This is a genomic window from Paraburkholderia sediminicola, assembly GCF_046030555.1.
In the GTDB taxonomy this organism is placed as follows: domain Bacteria; phylum Pseudomonadota; class Gammaproteobacteria; order Burkholderiales; family Burkholderiaceae; genus Paraburkholderia; species Paraburkholderia sediminicola_E.
The window spans coordinates 112,754-132,846 of sequence record NZ_JAQQCH010000020.1; the positions used below are offsets into that span (position 1 = coordinate 112,754).

Genomic DNA, 20,093 nt, shown 5'->3' on the forward strand with positions numbered 1-20,093 from the left:
GACAAGATTGCTACACCAGACCTAGCCAAAGAAGACTCAGCATGCCCGAAGAAGTGTCCACGCAGCCCGCCGCGTATGTGCTGGTCGTCGATGACGACGAAGGCATCTTGCGGCTTGCGCGCAAGTCGCTTGAACGCGCCGGTTGCCGGGTCGCCATCTGCGCGGGTGTCGAGTCGGCTCGCGAGCGGCTCGCCATGGGTACGCCCGACCTGCTGGTGCTCGACTACCAACTCAGCGGGCCTGAGACCGGCCTCGACTTCTTTCGCCGCTTGCGCGTGGAAGGGGGGAGGATCCCCGCCATCCTCGTGACCGGTTTTACCGACGAATCCCGGGTGATCGAAGCATTGCGCGCGGGCGTATCCGACGTGGTGCCGAAATCCGGCGACTACCTCGACTATCTGCCCGAGGCTGTCGAGCGGGTGCTCTCGCAAGTGCGCTTGCAGAAGGCGTCGGACGATGCCTTGCTGTTGCGTGACCGGGAGCAGCATTACCGGACGCTGTCGGAGGCGTTGCCGCACCTCGTGCTAACCAGCAATGCCGCGGGGGATTGCGATTTCCTTTCGAAGCAGTGGTTCGACTACACAGGGTTGGGGGAAAGCACTTCGTACGGCCTCGCGTGGCTCGATGTGGTGCATCCCGACGATCGCGAAGAGATTCGCCGTACCTGGCTCAAAGCGGTGACGAGCGGCGCGAGTGATTATCGGCACGAATTGCGGATTCGCCGCCACGACGGCGAATATCGCTGGTTCGACGTCCGCGCCGTCGCGATGCGTGACGCCGAAGGCAATGTCAGCAAATGGTTTGGCAGTTTCACGGACATTCATCCCCAGCGCGAGGCGATCGAGGAACGCGAGCGTCTGCTTGCCTCGGAGCAGGCTGCCCGTCAGATTGCCGAAGAAGCCAATCGTGCGAAAGACCGCTTCCTCGCCATGCTGTCGCACGAATTGCGCACGCCGCTCACGCCGGTACTGGCGGGCGCCAGCGTGCTGGAGATGATCCCGGATCTGCCCGATCAGGCGCGCGCGAGCGTGCGTATGATCCGCCGCAACGTCGAACTCGAAGCGCGCCTGATCGACGACCTGCTCGATCTCACACGGGTGGCGAACGGCAAGCTGCGTCTGTCGCTCGAAACCGTCGACGTGCATGAGGTGATCGACAGCGTGCTCGAACTCTTTCACAGCGAGATTCAGGTCAAGCAGCAGGACGTGCACGTCGGAAAGAATGCACAGCACCATTACGTGCTCGCCGACCGCGCACGCTTGCAACAGATGCTGTGGAATCTGATTCGCAACGCCGCCAAGTTCACGCCGGACGGCGGCCATATTTATGTGCGCACGCAAGATGAACGCATGCACGTGCAGATCTCGGTCGAGGATACGGGCATCGGCATCGAGCCCGAGCAGATCGGCAAATTGTTCAACGCGTTCGAGCAGGGCAATCAGAACATGACGCGGCAATTCGGCGGCTTGGGTCTCGGTCTCGCGATCACCAAAGCGCTGACGGATGTGCATGGCGGCACGGTGGTCGCCCAGAGTCCGGGCGCACACTGCGGGGCGACTTTCACGATCACGCTGCCGACCGCTTCCGCGCCTGTTCAATCACCGCCCGTTGCCGCGCCTGATCAGGTGCATTCTCCCGGCCCGCTGACTATATTGCTGATCGAAGATCACGTGGACACCGCCGAGGTGATGGGGCAGCTGATTCGCAGCCTGGGTCACGACGTGACCATCGTGGGCCGTGTGGACGATGCATTGGCCGCGACCCAGACGCAGACGTTCGATCTGGTGATCAGCGATGTCGGCTTGCCCGACGGCACCGGTCTCGATTTCGTCAAGGCGTTCCGCGAGCATTCGGATGTGCCAGCAGTCGCGTTGACCGGCTTCGGTACTGATGAAGATGTGCGCCGCTGCCTGAGCGCCGGTTTTACTTCGCATCTGACGAAGCCAGTCAATTTTGGACAACTCGAGACGATGATTGAAAGCGCGGTGAATCAGAAGGCGGAAAAGGACGTTTAATGTATTCGCTACGTCGACGGGGTCGACTGCAACGGCGTAATTTGCATGTGGCATGAAAAAGGCCTGTGGCGATTTTTCGCAACAGGCCTTTCTTTATTTGCGCCGGCTAATGGGCAGGCGCGAATGCTTGAGTTGACTTAAGTCGGCTTAACGCGGCGGCGCCGGGTTTTTCAGCGAATCGCGGATTTCACGCAGCAGCACGACGTCTTCCGGCGTCGGCGGCGGCTCTGCCGGCGCGGCTTCAGCCGGCTTGCGCAGATTATTGATGAACTTGACCATCAGGAAAATGATGAACGCGAGGATCACAAAGTTGATGGCCACGGTGATGAACGAGCCATAACCGAACACCGCCACACCCGCTGTTTGCAAGTCTTTATACGACTCGGGACTGCCTTTGAAGCTGGCGGGAATATCGCCGAGGCGAATGAACTTGTTGGAGAAATCGAGGCCGCCGGTGGCAACACCGACAACCGGCATGATCAGGTCTTTAACAATTGAATTGACGATGGTGGAAAATGCGCCGCCGATAATCACACCGACGGCGAGATCCATTACGTTGCCTTTCAGGGCAAATTCCTTGAATTCCTTGACCATGCTCATATACGTTCCTCCCAGAAGTCGATAATCGAATCATACCAATCTGAGAAGGATAGGCTAGTCTTTTGGCAAGGAAAGAGCGGAATGACCTTATTCTGGAAGCTGTGACTGACTATGGCGCGCCCGTTCGATATGCGCTGCAAAACTGACCGGGTCGGTATTGGTGCCGCATAGCAAGACGCCTACGCGTTTGCCTTGCAGCTTTTCGCGCAGCGGCCCGAGCAGCGCCGCCGTAGCCGCGGCGCAAGCCGGTTCGACCGCCAGTTTCAGTTGTCCGAACAAGGTCAACATGGCCGCGCGTAGCTGGTCGTCGGATACGGTGACGAGCTCGTCGATATGACGGCGGCACAATTCGTAGCTGTATTCCTCGGTATGCGGCGACGCCAATGAATCGGCAATGGTGTGCATGTGGCCCATCTTGACGGTGTGATTGGCCGCGAAACTTTTGCCCATCGCGTCGGATCCTTCTGGTTCGACGCCGTACACGTGCACCCGTGGATTCGCGAGCCGCATGGCGGTGGCCACACCGGCAGCGAGACCGCCGCCGCCGATCGGCACAATCACCGCTTCGAGGTCGGGCGTTTGCGTGGCCCATTCATAGCCGAGCGTGGCCGAGCCCAGCACGGTGCGATAACCGTTGAACGGGTGCACGAAAAAACGGCCTTCCTCGGCCTCGATACGGCGCACCAGTTCGAACGCTTCGGCAATGTTTTCCGCGAACACGATTTCCGCGTGAAATTGCCGGCACAGCGCAACGCGCGCGGGATTGGCGGCGCGAAACAGCACGACCTTCGCGCTGATGCCAAGCCGCATCGCCGCGTACGCGACCGCCACCGCATGATTGCCGCCCGATACACAGGTGACGCCCGCACTGCGTTGCGCTTCGTCGAGCGCGAGCAGATTGGTGAACGCGCCACGCGCCTTGAAGCTGCCGCCTGCCTGCAGCAACTCGAACTTGAAATTCACGACCGTGCCTTCCAGCGTCGGAAAGTCGAGCCGGTCGAACACCGGCGTTCGCGTTACCCACGGCGTCAACGCAAAGTGCTGCGTAGCGATGTCGTCGAGTGTGGGGATCGGCTCGCCGTCGATCGTATGGTCGGTGTGCTGCGTCGTGGCGGTTGACATGGTGTGGGCGTGTTTTTCCTCGGTATGGATAAGACTATTTTTGCAGCGATCAGTTTCAGTGCGCGTGCGCATCTACCGACATGCTGTGAATGAATTTTTGCAGGAAACGTTCGCACGCCACGAGCTGATCCAGCGCCACGAATTCGTTGGCTTTGTGCGCCTGCTGGATGTCGCCGGGGCCGCATACAATGCTCGGAATGCCCGCCAGCGAGAACAGTCCGGCTTCGGTGCCGTACGCGACCTTGCGCTTGTCCTGGTCCGCGGTTAGCGCGCGCACGAGTTGCGTGATCGCGGCTTGTTCAGACGAATCGAGGCCGGGGGCCGCGGCGATTTTGGAGATCTCGATGGCTGCGGATGGATGCTCGCGCAACATTTTCGGCAGCAGTGTTTCGCGCGCATATTGGTCGATGCGCGCGAAGATCGGTTCGGGGTCGAGCGTGGGCAGGTTGCGGAATTCGAACTGAAATTTGCATTCGGCCGGCACGGTATTGATCGCGTTGCCGCCTACGATCGTGCTGGTTTGCGCCGTGGTGAAGGGCACGTCATACAGTTCGTCGAACGGGCCTTGCTCGCGGAATTGATCGGCCATATCGCGGATGTAGCAGATCAAACGCGCGGCGTATTCGATGGCGTTCAAGCCCTTCGGTGTCAGCGAGGAATGCGCCGCATGGCCGCGCACACAGCATTGATACGCGTTGATGCCTTTGTGCGCCACGATCGGGCGCATGCTGGTCGGCTCGCCGACGATGCAGCCGTCCGGCTTCACGCCGCGCTTCATCAGATCGGCAATCAGGAGCGGTGCGCCGACACAACCCACTTCCTCGTCGAACGACAAGGCGAAGTGAATCGGCTTGGCGAGCCGCGTGCGCTGCATCTCGGGCACGAGCGAAAGCGCCGCGCCGATAAAGCCTTTCATGTCGCAGGTGCCGCGGCCGTACAGCTTATCGCCGCGAATTTCCGGCTTGAACGGATCGCTGTCCCATTGCTGACCGTCTACGGGCACCACGTCTGTATGGCCTGACAGCACAACGCCACCGTTAGTCTCGCCGTCGTGTGCGGGAATCGTTGCAAACAGATTGGCCCATTTGCCGCTTTCGTCGTGAGTGAGCGTGGCCTCGATGCCGACTGCGCGCAGTTCATCGCGCACGGTCTCGATCAGACCGAGATTGGGATTGCGGCTCACCGTGTCCATTGACACGAGACGGGTTACCCAGGGGAGCGAAGCAGGTGAGGAGGAATTCGATTCAGAGGCGGGCGTTGGCGAGGACTGCGCTGATTCAGCGACGTGAGACATGACAAGACTCCAGCATTTGAGTCTTTCGATCATACCCAAAAAAAACTCACCCGTATGCTGCGGCGCGCGTTTGCGCACCGCAGCATGACTGAAAAACGGCTAGACGTACCCCGTTTTTTTAGTGGTGCGGCCAAGGGTGCCGGTATCTGCGCCGACGTTGACGCGATACCGGCGTATCAGCACACAACAGCGCGCTACGGCACGACCCGTTAGCGCGCTGCAGCCGTGGCCGCCGTTCCGCGGCTGGGTGTTCCGAGTGCGCGCAGGGTTTCTTTCACCGTTGCTACACGCACGGCCAGATCCGGACTGCGCGTTTCAATGCGCAGCTTGTCCTGGCCCGCGAGCTTGATGTGCTTGTGTTTCTGCACCATCTCGATGATTCGCATCGCGTCGATAGGCGGATTGGGGATGAATTGCAAGCCGATCACCGTTTCGCCCGCATCGATTTTCAAAATGCCCAACGGCTTGGCCGCGAGGCGCAGACGATGCGTCTCGACGAGCGCATGCGCTTGCGGTGGCAATTTGCCGAAGCGATCGATCAATTCTTCCTGAATGCTGTCAATCGAATCGTTGTGTTCGCAGTTAGCGAGGCGCTTGTAGAGCGACAGCCGTTCCTGCACGTCGCCGCAATAGTCGGCCGGCAGAATCGCGGGCGCATGCAGATTGATCTCGGTGGTCGCGGCGAGCGGTGCGGTGAGGTCCGGCTCCCTGCCTTCCTTGAGCGCCTTCACAGCGTCGTTCAGCATGTCGGTATAGAGCTGGAAACCGATCTCCTGAATCTCCCCCGATTGCTTGTCGCCGAGGACTTCACCCGTGCCACGAATCTCGAGGTCGTGCATCGCGAGATAGAAGCCCGAACCGAGTTCCTCCATCTGCTGGATTGCTTCGAGACGGCGCTGCGCCTGCTTGGTCAGTCCTTGCGGGTCATGCACCAGCAGATACGAGTAAGCCTGGTGATGCGAGCGGCCTACGCGGCCACGCAGCTGATGCAATTGCGCGAGGCCGAACTTGTCGGAGCGGTGAATCAGAATCGTGTTGGCGCTCGGTACGTCGATACCGGTTTCGATGATTGTCGTACACAGCAGAACGTTCGCGCGTTGCGCAACGAAATCACGCATCACGCGTTCGAGTTCGCGCTCGTGCATCTGTCCATGCGCGACCGCGATACGTGCTTCGGGCACGAGCGCTTCGAGCATCTGCCGGCGGTTCTCGATCGTTTCGACTTCGTTGTGCAGGAAGTAGACCTGGCCGCCGCGTTTCAACTCGCGCAACATCGCTTCGCGAATCACGCTGTCTTCTTCGCGACGCACGAAGGTTTTGATCGCGAGGCGCTTTTGCGGCGCGGTGGCGATTACCGAGAAATCGCGCAGGCCTTCGAGCGCCATGCCGAGCGTACGCGGGATCGGCGTCGCGGTGAGCGTGAGCACGTCGACTTCGGCTCTGAGTGCCTTCAGTGCTTCTTTCTGACGCACGCCGAAACGGTGTTCCTCGTCGATGATCACGAGCCCCAGCCGCTTGAACTGCACATCCGACGACAGCAGCTTGTGCGTGCCGATCACGATATCGACCGTGCCTTCGTTGATCTGCTGGATCGACGCGTTGACTTCCCTGGTCGACTTGAAGCGCGACAATTCGGCAATGCGCACCGGCCAATCCGAGAAACGGTCGGTAAACGTTTGCGTGTGCTGTTCGGCGAGCAGCGTGGTGGGCGACAGCAGCGCAACCTGCTTGCCGCCCATCACCGCGATGAACGCCGCGCGCAATGCCACCTCGGTCTTGCCGAACCCGACATCGCCGCACACGAGGCGGTCCATCGGTTTGCCGCTCGTCATGTCGCCGATCACGGCAGCAATCGCTGCGGCCTGGTCGGGTGTTTCCTCGAAGCCAAAGGTCTCGGCGAATCTCACATAGTCTTTCGGTTCGAGCGCGAACGCATGGCCTTCGCGCAGGGCGCGACGGGCATACAGGTTCAGCAGTTCCGCTGCGGTGTCGCGGATCTGCTGCGCGGCTTTGCGTTTGGCCTTTTCCCACTGGCCGGAGCCGAGCGAATGCAAGGGCGCGCTTTCCGGATCGGCGCCGCTGTAACGCGAAATCACATGCAGTTGTGCGACCGGCACGTAGAGCTTGCTGTCGCTCGCGTATTCGAGGTGCAGGAACTCGGTCTCGCCTTCGCCGAGGTCCATCGTTACGAGGCCCATATAGCGGCCGATGCCGTGCTGCGAATGGACGACCGGATCGCCGATTTTCAGCTCGGACAGGTCCCGCACCATCGAATCGACGTTGCTGGCCTGCTCCTGGCGGCGCCGTCCCGTGCGACGTGCGAGCGGGCCATAAAGCTCAGTCTCGGTAATGATCGCGATGCCGTCGATGGGCACCGCAAAACCGTTGGCCAGCGGTGCAACGCCGAGCGCGAAACGCGTGTCGCCGGTGAGCCAGTCCTGGAAACTGTCGCTCGAGGCGGGCCTCAGATGATTGTCGGCCAGCAGTTGCAACAGCGTTTCGCGCCGGCCGGCCGATTCAGTGGCAAAGAGCACGCGGTTCGGCGTGGTGTCGAGATAGGCTCGCAGTGCGGCGACCGGATCGTCTGCATGGCGGTCGAGCGCGAGGTTCGGCAACGGCACGCACCAGCCGCCGCCCGCGTTGGCAGGCAAGACGAGCCGCGCGAACGGCTTGGCGAAGGTAAAGAAGTCCTCGTCCGACAGGAACAGACGTTGCGGCTCCAGGATCGGCCGGTCGCGATCGTGCGACAGGAAGTTATAGCGCTGCCGGGTGTCGTTGGTGAAGCGCTTGATCGCCGCGTCCAGATCGCCCACAAACGCCAGTTGCGCGCCTTCAGGCAGGTAATGGAACAGCGTTGCCGTTTCGTCGAAGAAGAGCGGCAGATAGTATTCGATGCCCGCCGACGGCACACCGTTGCCGATATCCTTATAAATCGACGCGCGGCTCGGGTCGCCCTCGAAGGTTTCGCGCCAACGGCTGCGGAATGCCGTGCGCGCGGCTTCGTCGAAGGGGAACTCGCGGCCGGGCAGCAGACGCACGTCCTTCACCGGGTAGAGGCTGCGCTGGGTGTCCGGATCGAATGCACGGATCGAATCGACCTGGTCGTCGAACAGGTCGATCCGGTACGGCAGGGGCGAGCCCATTGGATACAGATCGAGCAGCGAGCCGCGCACGCAGTATTCGCCCGGACGCACCACCTGACTCACGTGTTCGTAGCCGGCGAGCGTCAATTGCGCTTTGAGTTTGGCTTCGTCGAGGCGCTCGCCTTGTGAGAAGGAGAACGTGTAGCCCGCCATGAACGAGGCAGGCGGCATCCGGTACAGGGCGGTGGTCGCGGGCACCAGCAGGATGTCGCAGCGGCCTTCGCCCAGATCGTGCAGCGTGGCGAGGCGCTCGGAGACGAGATCCTGGTGTGGGGAGAAGGTGTCGTAAGGCAGCGTTTCCCAGTCGGGTAACAGGCGCACGCGTGCTTCGGGCGCGAAAAAGCCGATTTCCTGCGCGAGGCGCTGCGCGTCGACGGCGCTTTCGCAGACGACCGCCAGTAGTGGCACCTTCTCGCGATAGGCGAGATGGTAGCGGGCGATCAGCAGCGCATCGGACGAGCCGTGCGTGCCGTCGAAGGCAAAACGCTGGCCGGCCTTGACGAGCGCGACGGGCGGGGAGTACTGCGATGATGCGGCGATGTCTGGCATAGAAGAGAAAAGGCGGCCTCAGGCTCACACGTGATCGGCAAGTTTACGCGTGTCAGGGCGTAGATGCGAAGGACCTATTATAAAATCCGTCCTTTACTTTTACTTCGCGGCGTCCGCACTCGTGACTTCCCGTCTATTTGCCCTGATTCCGTGCGCTGGCACCGGCAGCCGTTCCGGCGCCGCGATGCCCAAACAATATCGCACTGTCGCCGGCCGCGACATGTTGCATTACTCGCTGGCGGCTTTCGACGCCTGCAGCGAGTTTGCGCAAACCCTTGTCGTGATTGCCCCTGACGACCAGCACTTCGACGGCCGCCGCTTCGGCGGCTTGCGTTTCGCCGTGCGCCGCGCCGGTGGGGCGTCGCGCCAGGCGTCGGTCCTGAACGGGCTGCACGCGCTGGCCGAGTTTGGCGCGCGCGACGACGACTGGGTGCTGGTGCACGACGCCGCGCGGCCGGGCATTACGCCTGGCTTGATCCGCACCCTGATCGGCGCGCTGAAGGACGACCCGGTGGGCGGCATCATGGCCTTGCCGGTTGCGGATACGCTGAAGCGGATCGACCCGGGTTCGTCCGACGGGCGGATTGCCCGTACCGAAGCGCGCGATGGCCTGTGGCAGGCGCAGACGCCGCAGATGTTCCACATTGGCATGTTGCGCGAGGCGATTTTGCGCGCGCAGGCGGACGGCCATGACCTGACCGACGAAGCGAGCGCGATCGAGTGGCTGGGGCACGCGCCCAGATTGGTTCAGGGCAGCTTGCGCAACTTCAAGGTCACTTATCCGGAAGACTTCGATCTGGCCGAGGCGATTCTGTGCCGGCCCGCTTCCGCTTCCTGATTCGACGATTTCAATTTTAATTAACGGGCTTGACGCATATGGATTTCAGAATTGGGCAGGGGTATGACGTGCATGCGCTGGTGCCGGGACGTCCGTTGATTATCGGCGGCGTGACGATTCCCTATGAGCGCGGGCTGCTTGGCCATTCGGATGCGGATGTGCTGCTGCATGCCATTACCGATGCTATTTTTGGTGCCGCCGCGATGGGGGATATTGGGCGGCATTTTTCCGATACGGATGCCAGGTTCGCTGGCGCGGATAGCCGGGTGTTATTGCGTGAGTGTTTTGCTCGCGTTAAGGCCGCAGGTTTTTCTATTGCTAATGTGGATAGCAGTGTGGTTGCGCAGGCGCCTAAGCTGGCGTCTCATATCGATGGGATGCGGGCGAATATCGCAGCGGATCTTGACCTGCCGGTTGAGCGGGTTAATGTTAAGGCTAAGACTAATGAGAAGTTGGGGTATCTCGGACGTGGGGAAGGGATTGAGGCGCAGGCTGTGGTTTTGTTGATCAGGAATTGAGTTTAGGTTTTTTGCCGTTACGGCGGTTGTTTGTCTGCATACCTATGGCGTTTGACTTTTCTTGATCTGTTTTGCCTGTTTTGCGCTTCTGGTTTGTATGCTGGTGGTGTTGGCCTTTCCTTGATTACTTATTGGATTATTAGCGTTTGCCCCTGTGCGGGGCGGCACTTACTTTCTTTGCCGCCGCAAAGAAAGATAAGCAAAGAAAGCGGCTCACACCGCTAATTCTTAAACGGGTCCCCCGCACAGTTACGGTAGTGGTGCATCTGGAATCCGTGTTCTCGCACACTCGACGTGAGTGACAAGGGCGTCATACTTCCGGCGGCGCTGCGCGCGCCGAAGCGGTACTTCAGTAAAGACCGCCCACCGTTTTACGCTCAGCAGCACCCCACAAAGCCGCTTGCCGTATTCGAAGTTCGTGGTACCTCACAAAGCCGCTTGTCGTATTCGAGGCGCGTGGCGCCTCGGAAAGCCGCATATCGTATTCGATGCCTGCGGCACTTCATCGGGCCGCCTGTAGGACTTGATGCTTGCGACCTTTCAAAGGGCAGCCTGCGTTTCCAGCGCGCAGTCGCACCTCGTATGCCGCTAGCCCTGTTGGGCGCCGGAGGCGATTCCAAGGCGGGGGCATTCCGCCGAGGCGAAGCTGAAGGCTCCCGCCATGCCTAAACGAAGCCATGGGTTTACATGATGAACCCTTCCGGCGAGCACGTAGTGCGAGGCGGGAAGCATGATAGCCTTGTCGCGAAGGCTGAATGTGCGAGAACACCGATTCCAGATGCACCACTACCGTAACTGTGCGGGGGACCCGTTTAAGAATTAGCGGTGTGAGCCGCTTTCTTTGCTTATCTTTCTTTGCGGCGGCAAAGAAAGTAAGTGCCGCCCCGCACAGGGGCAACGCTAATAAACCAATAAGAATTCAAGGAAAGGCCAACACCACAGGCAGACAAACCACAACCGCGCAGCGAAAAAAAACCTTACTTCCCGCTGCGCGAAAAAAACTACTTACCCTCAGCAGCAATACACTGCGCAGCAGCGTTAACCACCGCCGCGATGCGACCCACATCCCGCAATTGAGTAGAACTCATCCCCTCAGCAACCAGCGTATCAAAGTGCGATTTCACGCAAAAATGACACTTGCCAATAATCGAAGCCGCCAACGCATACATCTCAAACCGACGCTTATCCACACCGCCATGCGACGCATAAGCATTCATCCGTAACTGCGCCGGTTGCGATTTCAAGTCCGCGTTGTCCGTCATCTCGACATACGGATACCACACGTTATTCATTCCCATCAGCGCAGCTGCAGTGAGCGCGCCGTTTGTCTCTTCCGGCGACAAAACCCCGGCATTGCGAATCGCGTCGATAATCACCGTACTCTTCGCCGCAAACGCCGCCGCCAACGCCACGCCGACCGCGTCATTTCCCTCCAGCGACGAGCGCGCAATCGTCCCATCCAGATTCAGCCGAATGTCCTTGGCGTAGTCAGGCACGTGTGCCTTAATCGAAGACAAGAATTCCATTGACATCTCCTATCAGGTTGTCGATAAAAAAGCCCGCTGGCTTTTCAAGCTTAGCGGGCTTCTGACAGCACTGCTTACAGCGTTGCGCCGCCGACCGCGCGGTTGCAAGGACACAGTTCGTCCGTTTGCAGTCCGTCGAGAATACGCAGCACTTCTTCAGGGTTACGGCCGACGTTCAGGTTGTTCACCGAAACGTGTTGAATCGTATTGTCCGGATCAACAATGAACGTTGCGCGCAATGCCACGCCGGCTTCCTTATCGCGCACGCCGAGCTGGTCGATCAACTCGCCCTTCACGTCGCCAAACGCATAGTGGTTCAGCTTGCTCAGATCCTTGTGCTCACGGCGCCAGGCCAGCTTGACGAATTCGTTGTCCACGCTACCGCCAAGCAGCACTGCGTCGCGCTCTTCGAAATCCTTGGCCAGCTTGCCGAACTCGACGATTTCCGTCGGACACACGAACGTGAAATCCTTCGGGTAGAAATAGATGATCTTCCACTTGCCCGGGAACGACTGTTCCGTGATCTCTTCGAATGCCGACACGCCGTTTTCTTCGTGATTGTTGAAGCCCGGCTTGGCAGCAGTAACAGTAAACGCTTCGACTTTATCGCCAACGGTTTTCATGCGAGTGCTCCTTCGTGTGATGGAAAAACAGCATGTTGAGGCTACCAGCTCGTCGTAACGAGCACGTTACACGTCCTTGAATATAGCTCTATTAAACTACCCGTTCAATAGTTTTTAACTAACACCCTGGATAGTTATTATTCAACGAGACCGACTGTTGCAGCGGCAGGACGATGCCCCTTCCGGTCAGACACCTTTTGCCAGCGGGAACTCGATCGTCACTTCGAGACCCGGGCCTGGCGTGCGATTGCGCAGGCGTAGCGCGCCGCGGTAACGGCCGACCAGCCGCTGCACAATTGCCATGCCAAGGCCCGTGCCGTTCGCCTGGGTGCGCGCCGAATTCACACGATAGAACGGTCGTGTGACAAGCGCCAGTTGGTCTTCAGGAATACCGGGGCCTTCGTCGACCACGGACAACTCGACCCGCGAGTGCGACACCCGCGTTTCCAGAATCACGTGCGGTATCCCGTCGCCTTCGCTCAAACCGTACTTGCGCGCGTTCTCCAGCAAATTGCCGACCACGCGTCGCATGTCGGTCTCATCCGCCTCGATCACCGCCGACGGCGCGAGGCGCGTGATCAGCCGCATGCTGTCCTCGCTTTGCATCCGCGCGGCCAGTTCGCCCGCGATCACGGAGAGATCGACTGGCTCCGGCACCCGCTGCACCGGACGCGCGTAGTCGAGGAATCGGCCGATGATCATGTCCATCTGCTCGATGTCGTCGACCATCGCATCTTTGGTGGCCTGGTCGGACGGGCTCATTTCGGTTTCGAGCCGCAGTCGTGCAAGCGGCGTGCGCAGATCGTGTGAAATGCCCGCAAGCATCAGCGCGCGGTCAGCCTCGAGTTGTTCGAGGTCCTGCACCATCTGGTTGAAGCTGCGATTGGTCTCGGCGGCGACACCCATGCCGCGCTCGGGCAAGGGCTCCGGTGACTGACCGGAGCCGACCTTGCGCGCGGCCATGGCGAGCCGGGCGAACGGACGGTTCACGAGACTGGTGATGAACGCCGCGCCAAACAGTGACAATGCTAGCGCGAACACGCCCCAGCCGGCCCATTGCAAGCCCGTCGCGTTGTCCAGTTGATCGCGGTCGAGCGCGACCCAGTAATCGTCGTCGTCGATCTTGAAGCTGATCCAGACGCCGGGGATATCGTTGACGCTCTGTGCGATGACCGTATCGTCGCCAAGGCGGCCTCGAATGTCGTGTTCGATCAGCCGGTTCAGCGACTCGTCAGGCTGGAGTTTGTACTTGTCGGTGGTTTCGCGCGGGTACACGCGCACCCCTTCATTGCTTTCCAGATCCTGCAGCAGGGCGCGCCGCAGATCGGGATCGGAATAGAGGAGTGCGGTACGCGTGAGCTTGACGATCGCGACCAGTTGCAACGCCACGCGCTGTGCGCGCGGCTCGCGTTCGATCACCCGAAAGCTCTGGAACCACGCGGCGAGACTGACTGCGATCAATAGAGCGATCAACAGAAAGGTCCGCCAGAAAAGGCCGCCGAACGCGAGCGTCAGGAGGCGCCGGTCGATCCGCATGGGCCCTTCTTATTAGAAACTATCTTGCACGAGACCCGAGCAAGCGCTTTGCATGGGGCCAGCGTAATCGCGCCGAAGCGCGAACGCTGGTCAACAGCTGAAACGCAAACCTTGGTCGACCGCTTTGCATGGGACCAGAGATAAGGCGCTAAAGCGCCAACTCTGGTCGACACATTAGGTGAGAGCAAGCTCAGGCTGCGCCGTCAGGAATGAACACGTAGCCAAGACCCCAAACGGTCTGAATGAAACGTGGGCTGCCCGGATCAGGTTCGATCAGCTTGCGCAGACGCGAAATCTGAACGTCGAGGCTCCGGTCGAACACTTCGTATTCACGGCCGCGCGCCAATTCCATCAGCTTTTCACGCGACAGCGGCTGACGCGGGTGACGCGCAAACACCTTGAGCACCGAGAACTCACCCGTGGTCAGCGGAATTTCCTGGCCGGCCTTGGTGAGCGTGCGGGTGGCAAGATTCAGCGCGAACTCGCCGAACTCGAACACCTCGGTGGTTTCGGACGGCGCCCCCGGCAACTCCGACGGCGACTGGCGACGCAGCACCGCGTGAATCCGCGCAACCAGTTCGCGCGGGTTGAACGGCTTGGGCAGATAGTCGTCGGCGCCCATTTCGAGCCCGACAATACGATCGACGTCTTCACCCTTGGCCGTCAGCATGATGATCGGCGTGCGGTCATTGCTGCCGCGCAAGCGGCGGCAGATCGACAGGCCGTCCTCGCCGGGCAGCATCAGATCGAGCACCAGCAAGTCGAAGCGCTCCCGCACCCAGAGCTTGTTCATGGATGGCGCGTTCTCGGCAACGTAGACATTGAAGCCCTGTTCACCGAGGTAGCGGCGCAGTAGATCGCGCAGGCGCGGATCGTCGTCGACGACGAGGATTTTCGAAGGGTTTTTAGTTTCCATGGTCGGCATCTTAGCGCGATTAGAAAGGGGTGCGCGGTTGCATCATTTATCGGGTTACAGTCAGTTACAAAATTTACCCGCACTGTGGCACGACGTAAAGCATGGGCAGGTAGACTCCTTTACTGAATGCGGCTGTTCGGTGGATACTTCACTCGACTAAAACTCTCGCACCCGGCTCGCTACCGGGGTCTGTATACGCATTTGAGGTAGCCGGTTGCCGCGCCACGAAGGGAACAACATGAAGGGAGGGGTTTGGCCGAATGTGCGCCTGAGCGTAATTACACTGGCTGTAGCCGGGACGCTTGCAGGCACACTGGGACCAACGCTCGCCCACGCCCAGCCTTCGGCCGACAGAGCTGTGAGCGAACGCGCCCCGAGGGCGGCTAATTCCAGGGCGAGTCGCCACAACCTCAACAACGACCGCCCCGCGTCAGACGCGATGTTGCGCACTGCAGTTCCCCCCGATCTCGATCAACGCCGTCGTGATGGTCATATGACGCCCGACGAACGGCGTTTGTTACGGCAACATATCGAAGACGCTGTCCGCGAACTCTACAAGCGGTAGCTATTTCCGTGCCCGCTCCGGGCGCGCCGGTCGCGCTTTATCCGCGCGTGAAAGATTTCGTTGCACTTCCCCAGTCAACTTTCCCGTTCCATCTGCCGTTGAGCCACCAGAGCACAGCGCGTTTTGCGTGCGCAAATGTCTTTTCGCGATGTCTCCCGACCGGATGATTGATGATGAAATTGCTGGCAAGCGGTAACGGTGGCCGATGGCTTGCAGTCACTGCCACTGCGCTCGCAGTGGTGACATGGTGTGCGCCGGCTTCGGCCGTGCAGCAAGAGGCGTCTCTGGCGCCTCACAACAGGCACCGCGCGCCGGCTGCCGCATCCGCCGCTTCTCCTGCCGACCAGGACATCCTCGACGCCAACGACGCGCGCTTCTTCCTGACGCGCGTCGGTTTTGCGCCCGACAGTAACGAGGTCGCGCAATACGTCGGACTCACGCGGGAGCAGACGGTCGACAAGGTGCTGGCGACAGCCCGAACCGAAGCCGTCACACCGCTGCCGGACTGGGTGCTCGAACCGATCCCGACGCGCGAAACGCGCAAGACATGGACCGACGAGCAACGCCGCGACGAGCAGCGGCTGCGCGGTCAGCGTTACGAATTATTACGTGCGTGGTGGGTGCGCGAGATGCTGAGCACGCCATCGCCGCTCACAGAGCGCATGACGCTCTTCTGGCATAACCACTTCACGTCGGGCCAGGACAAGGTCCAGTATCCGCAGCAGATGGCGCAGCAGAACATGCTGTTGCGCCGTGACGCGTTCGGCAATTTCGGCGAGCTGTTGCACGACGTCGCGAAAGATCCGGCGATGCTGCAATACCTGGATGGCGCGAGCAATCGCAAGGGTAAGCCCAATGAAAACTTCGCGCGGGAAGTGATGGAGCTGTTCACGCTCGGAGAAGGGCACTACACGCAGCGCGACGTATCGGAAGCTGCGCGTGCCTACACGGGGTGGAGCCTCGATCCCGACACGCAGGCGTACGTGTGGCGCGCCAATCAGCACGACGACGGCGACAAGACCGTGCTTGGTCAAACCGGTCCGTTCGACGGCGATCAAGTGCTCGACATCCTGCTTGCGCGGCCGGAAACCGCGAGCTTCGTCACGACCAAGCTGTGGCGTGAGTTCGTCTCCGATACGCCGGACCCCGCGCGCATCGCTCCAATCGCCGCGCAGTTCCGCGCAAGTCACTACGACATCAAGGTCGCGCTGCACGGCCTCTTCATGAGCGACGCGTTCTGGGACGACGACGATCGTGGCGTCCTCGTGAAATCGCCGGCTGAGTTCGTCGTCGGGACGCTGCGCGCGTTCGATATCGGCTATGACAACACTGCACCGTTCGCCGCGCAGATCCGCACGCTCGGCGAGAACCTGTTCTACCCGCCAAACGTCAAAGGATGGCCGGGTGGCACGATCTGGATCAACAGTTCGACACTGCTTGCGCGCAAGCAATTCGTCGAGCAACTGTTTCGGGCGACGGAAACCGCCGGTCCGCGGCGCGCGAACACGCCGATGAGCGCAAAGATCGCAGCGAGTAACGTGCCCGGCAATACGCAGGCGAATCCGCCGATGCAGCGCGCGATGACGCGAGTCGGCCAGACCGGCCAAGGCGGTGTACGCTTTGACATCGATGCGTGGCTTGCGCATTACAACACCGCACCGACGGCGAAGCCGGGGTTGTCGGCCGAGCTTCAGTTGCAGCACGCGGTCTTGCCGCTCACGCCGGTCGACGCGATCGCAACCGATTCGACCGCCAGCGCTTATCTGGAAGCGTTGCTGATGGACCCGGCTTATCAGTTGAAGTGAGCCGTGCGAGACCGACGGAATTGGGCAACTGATCCGTTTAATGCCGATCGGCAGTGAAATTCAACGGTCCGTCGCAGGCGGCAGGACACACGCCATGACAATCGAACGAGGTGCAGGATGAAACGACGCAGCTTTCTCTCGATGGGCGCAGCCGCCGGCGCGACGCTCTGGCTGCCGCGCGCATTCGGTGCGCAAGCGGCAGCGCTCGGCGCTCCATTGAATCGCGGCTACGGAAACCTGCTGATCCTCGTCGAGCTGAAGGGCGGTAACGACGGTTTGAATACCGTGATTCCGTTTGCCGATGCCACTTACTATCAGCTGCGCAAAAACATCGGCATCAAACGCGAGCAGGTGGTTCAGCTCGACGAGCGCACCGGCCTGCATCCGTCGTTGCAGCCGCTCATGCCGCTTTGGCAAAGCCAGCAACTGGCGATCGTGCAGGGCGTTAGCTACGCGCAACCGAACCTGTCGCATTTCCGCTCGATCGAGATCTGGGACACCGCGTCGCGTTCGGATCAGTATCTGCGCGAGGGCTGGCTCACACGTGCATTCGCGCAGGCGCCGGTGCCGCCCGGTTTTGCCGCCGATGGCGTCGTGATCGGCAGCGCCGAGATGGGACCGCTCGCCAATGGCGCACGCGCGATCGCGCTGGTCAATCCGGCGCAGTTCGTCAAGGCTTCGCGCCTTGTCACACCGGTGTCGCTGCACGAACGCAATCCGGAACTGGCGCACATTCTCGACGTCGAGAACGATATCGTGAAAGCTGCCGACCGTCTGCGTCCCACACAAGCCCAGATGCAATTGAAGACAGTGTTTCCCGGCGGCGCATTCGGCAGTTCGATCAGAACAGCCATGCAGGTGCTCGCCGCTGGCGACGCCCCGAAGGCAGTTCCCGTCGGGGGCGCGCCGCAAGAACAGCCGCGCAGCGGGCAGGGCGTCGCGGTGATCCGGTTGACGCTGAACGGTTTCGATACGCATCAGAACCAGCCCGGCCAGCAGGCGGCGCTGCTCAAGCAACTGGCTGAAGGGTTTGCGTCGATGAAATCGGCGCTTGTGGAGCTTGGCCGCTGGGACCAGACACTGGTGATGACCTATGCGGAGTTCGGCCGGCGCCCGCGTGAAAATCAGAGCAACGGCACGGACCACGGCACCGTGGCGCCTCATTTCGTGATGGGCGGGCGAGTGCGCGGCGGTTTGTATGGCGTGCCGCCGGAGCTCGCGCGGCTCGATGGCAATGGCAACCTGCCGGTCGGCGTCGATTTTCAGCAACTCTACGCGACGGTGCTCGGGCCGTGGTGGGGACTCGATGCCACCGCCATCCTGCAGCAGCGGTTCGAGCCGCTGGCATTGCTACGCGCCTGATAACGCACGGCGCTTGTCCTCATCAGCAGGAGGCGGCAGTCGTTGTGTTGCCCGCTTAATTCGCTTCGCCCGCCTACCTGGCGCGCCATGCGATCCAAAGTTTGCGGATTGGCGTCAACGCGATGCGCTGATGCAGCACGTGATAGCCGTCCCGTTCGATTTCATCCAGCAGCGCCAAGGCGAGTGCCGCCTGCGCCATCAGCGTGCGCTGTGAGCGGCGCTCATTTGCAGGCATGGCGGCGAGCGCTGCATGCAACGCATCACGAGCCCGTCTGGTCTCGAAGCGCATCAGCTCGGTAAACGCGTCGGAATATTTTCGATTGATCAGATCCGCGGCGGTGACCTTAAAGCGCTGCATTTCGTCGATCGGAATATAGATGCGGCCGTGGCGCGCATCATTGCCGGTTTCGACGATCAACTGCGCAAGCAGCAGCGCCTCACCGAGCGGTGCCGACCACGTCGACGCCAGCGCGGCATCTTTCGCCGTAGCACGCGCGACCAGCGACGCGAAGGTGCCCCCGACGCCTTGCACGTAGCGCCGCAGATTCGGGTAGTCGAGGTAGCGCGCCTGGTCGAGGTCCATTTCGAAACCGGCAAGCAACGTCTGCAACGCTGGATACTCGGCTTGCACATCCGGCAGATAAGCCGCCAGCGCTTTCGAAACCGGATGCGACGGCGAGCCCGAAGCCAGCGCGGCGAGCTCGTTTTGCCACCACGCGAGTTTGGTGCGGCCGATGGCCGGATCGCTGGTTTCCTTAACGGTTTCCTCGAACTCGCGGCGCAGCGCGAACAGCGCAGTCAGGAGCGGTTGGCTTGCCGCGGGCGCCTGCCGAAGCGCATAGTAAGTGCTCGATCCGGGCGGCGCCGCTTTCTGCTGGCAGTATTCGTCGAAATTCACGGGATTGGAATGTGGGGAAGGGCGGGCGAAGAGAAGCACGGTATGCGTGCGTTTAGCCAAAAATTGTAGCATCGACGCCCCTCGGGCAGATGCATGACCAAATGCAGACAAGCGCGAATCAATCGGTTAGAATCTCGCGCTTACGCTTTCGGGCGCGGGTTTTTAACGCGATCGTGAGCATGCAGGACATCGGGCGGGGCGCATAGCGCTTTGCCCGGCTGCGAGGGTGGCGAAATTGGTAGACGCACCAGGTTTAGGTCCTGACGCCCGCAAGGGTGTAGGGGTTCGAGTCCCCTCCCTCGCACCATCCATATGTAGCAGAGAACCCCGTTAAGTCTTTCGACTGACGGGGTTTTTTGTTGTCCTCGCTTGTCCTTTTGTTGTCCTTTTGTTGCCCCGTTCATTGCCCGCATGATTTGCGCCGGGCCTCGCTTGCCCGGCGGCGGTCAGGCGTCTGGTGCCGGCGCTTGCTGTTCGGCCTGCGTGCCTGGCAACTCGGCTTGCGTGGCGCCTTCGAGAAAGCGGCGGGTCGATTCGAACGCTTGCAGCATCGGCTCGGGCCATGGCGTTTGCAGCATGACCGCCTGGTGGTTCTCAAACGCCGACGACAACAGTTTTGCCAGTTCAGGCGAGCGCAGATGGCGCAGCAGCACGCTGACGGCGATCGCCGTCGCCTGGCTTGCGCCGGCGGTTTGAAGCTCTGAGGCGGTGAGGGCCGCTACCTGTTTGTTGATGTCCACTGAAACTTCCCTGGATGAAATGGGGGTGATCGAAGGCCCGGTG

The 20,093-nt window shown here is 60.9% G+C and carries 16 protein-coding genes and 1 tRNA gene; 7 read left to right on the forward strand and 10 right to left on the reverse strand.

The genetic code is table 11. The features are described 5' to 3' along the window. Positions 1-41: 41 nt before the first annotated feature. Positions 42-2,015: a hybrid sensor histidine kinase/response regulator gene (locus PQQ52_RS25655; RefSeq protein ID WP_408217487.1), complete on the forward strand. Its 1,974-nt coding sequence runs from the start codon at positions 42-44 to the stop codon at positions 2,013-2,015. 147 nt (positions 2,016-2,162) lie between these two features. Here PQQ52_RS25655 and mscL read toward each other — a convergent pair whose 3' ends face one another. From mscL to mfd, 4 genes are all read right to left on the reverse strand, one after another. Beyond that, on the reverse strand, positions 2,163-2,615 hold the full coding sequence (mscL, locus tag PQQ52_RS25660) for a large conductance mechanosensitive channel protein MscL (RefSeq protein WP_408217489.1): 453 nt from the start codon (positions 2,613-2,615) through the stop codon (positions 2,163-2,165). Between the two features lie 87 nt (positions 2,616-2,702). Further along, positions 2,703-3,737 carry a threonine/serine dehydratase family protein gene (locus PQQ52_RS25665; protein WP_408217492.1) on the reverse strand — a complete coding sequence of 345 codons (1,035 nt, stop codon included), beginning with the start codon at positions 3,735-3,737 and terminating at the stop codon, positions 2,703-2,705. Between the two features lie 55 nt (positions 3,738-3,792). Then, the gene (argE, locus tag PQQ52_RS25670) at positions 3,793-5,031 is read right to left on the reverse strand and encodes an acetylornithine deacetylase (protein ID WP_408217495.1); all 1,239 of its coding nucleotides are present in this window, start codon (positions 5,029-5,031) and stop codon (positions 3,793-3,795) included. 209 nt (positions 5,032-5,240) lie between these two features. After that, positions 5,241-8,723, reverse strand: coding sequence for a transcription-repair coupling factor (mfd, locus tag PQQ52_RS25675; RefSeq protein WP_408217498.1), 3,483 nt, complete (start codon positions 8,721-8,723; stop codon positions 5,241-5,243). Positions 8,724-8,844: 121 nt separating this feature from the next. On the opposite strand from mfd, the gene ispD reads away from it, so the two are divergent. Continuing rightward, on the forward strand, positions 8,845-9,561 hold the full coding sequence (ispD, locus tag PQQ52_RS25680; RefSeq protein WP_408217501.1) for a 2-C-methyl-D-erythritol 4-phosphate cytidylyltransferase: 717 nt from the start codon (positions 8,845-8,847) through the stop codon (positions 9,559-9,561). A gap of 38 nt (positions 9,562-9,599) precedes the next feature. After that, positions 9,600-10,079, forward strand: a complete 480-nt coding sequence (ispF, locus tag PQQ52_RS25685; protein ID WP_408217504.1) for a 2-C-methyl-D-erythritol 2,4-cyclodiphosphate synthase — start codon at positions 9,600-9,602, stop codon at positions 10,077-10,079. A gap of 1,001 nt (positions 10,080-11,080) precedes the next feature. On the opposite strand, the gene PQQ52_RS25690 is transcribed toward ispF, so the two are convergent. From PQQ52_RS25690 to ompR, 4 genes are all read right to left on the reverse strand, one after another. After that, positions 11,081-11,605: a carboxymuconolactone decarboxylase family protein gene (locus PQQ52_RS25690; RefSeq protein WP_408217507.1), complete on the reverse strand. Its 525-nt coding sequence runs from the start codon at positions 11,603-11,605 to the stop codon at positions 11,081-11,083. A gap of 74 nt (positions 11,606-11,679) precedes the next feature. Next, positions 11,680-12,228: a peroxiredoxin gene (locus tag PQQ52_RS25695; protein ID WP_325042768.1), complete on the reverse strand. Its 549-nt coding sequence runs from the start codon at positions 12,226-12,228 to the stop codon at positions 11,680-11,682. A gap of 186 nt (positions 12,229-12,414) precedes the next feature. Then, positions 12,415-13,764 (reverse strand): ATP-binding protein, encoded by a 1,350-nt coding sequence (locus tag PQQ52_RS25700; RefSeq protein ID WP_408217511.1) that lies wholly within the window; start codon positions 13,762-13,764, stop codon positions 12,415-12,417. Between the two features lie 190 nt (positions 13,765-13,954). Then, on the reverse strand, positions 13,955-14,689 hold the full coding sequence (ompR, locus tag PQQ52_RS25705) for an osmolarity response regulator transcription factor OmpR (RefSeq protein WP_006048917.1): 735 nt from the start codon (positions 14,687-14,689) through the stop codon (positions 13,955-13,957). Between the two features lie 229 nt (positions 14,690-14,918). Here ompR and PQQ52_RS25710 point away from each other — a divergent pair, with 229 nt between their 5' ends. The 3 genes from PQQ52_RS25710 (at position 14,919) to PQQ52_RS25720 (ending at position 18,412) form a co-directional block, all read left to right on the forward strand. Then, entirely contained in the window at positions 14,919-15,245 is a 327-nt protein-coding gene (locus PQQ52_RS25710; RefSeq protein WP_408217514.1) for a hypothetical protein, read from the forward strand. A 173-nt stretch (positions 15,246-15,418) separates the two neighbouring features. Further along, positions 15,419-17,050 (forward strand): DUF1800 domain-containing protein, encoded by a 1,632-nt coding sequence (locus PQQ52_RS25715; protein ID WP_408217562.1) that lies wholly within the window; start codon positions 15,419-15,421, stop codon positions 17,048-17,050. 117 nt (positions 17,051-17,167) lie between these two features. Beyond that, entirely contained in the window at positions 17,168-18,412 is a 1,245-nt protein-coding gene (locus PQQ52_RS25720) for a DUF1501 domain-containing protein (RefSeq protein ID WP_408217516.1), read from the forward strand. A 73-nt stretch (positions 18,413-18,485) separates the two neighbouring features. Here the strand turns inward: PQQ52_RS25720 and PQQ52_RS25725 are convergent, their stop codons facing one another. Continuing rightward, positions 18,486-19,310, reverse strand: coding sequence for a squalene/phytoene synthase family protein (locus PQQ52_RS25725; RefSeq protein ID WP_408217519.1), 825 nt, complete (start codon positions 19,308-19,310; stop codon positions 18,486-18,488). A 220-nt stretch (positions 19,311-19,530) separates the two neighbouring features. On the opposite strand from PQQ52_RS25725, the gene PQQ52_RS25730 reads away from it, so the two are divergent. After that, a tRNA-Leu gene (locus PQQ52_RS25730) sits at positions 19,531-19,617 on the forward strand. Positions 19,618-19,756: 139 nt separating this feature from the next. Here the strand turns inward: PQQ52_RS25730 and PQQ52_RS25735 are convergent. Further along, positions 19,757-20,050, reverse strand: coding sequence for a hypothetical protein (locus tag PQQ52_RS25735; protein WP_325042763.1), 294 nt, complete (start codon positions 20,048-20,050; stop codon positions 19,757-19,759). Positions 20,051-20,093: the final 43 nt, after the last annotated feature.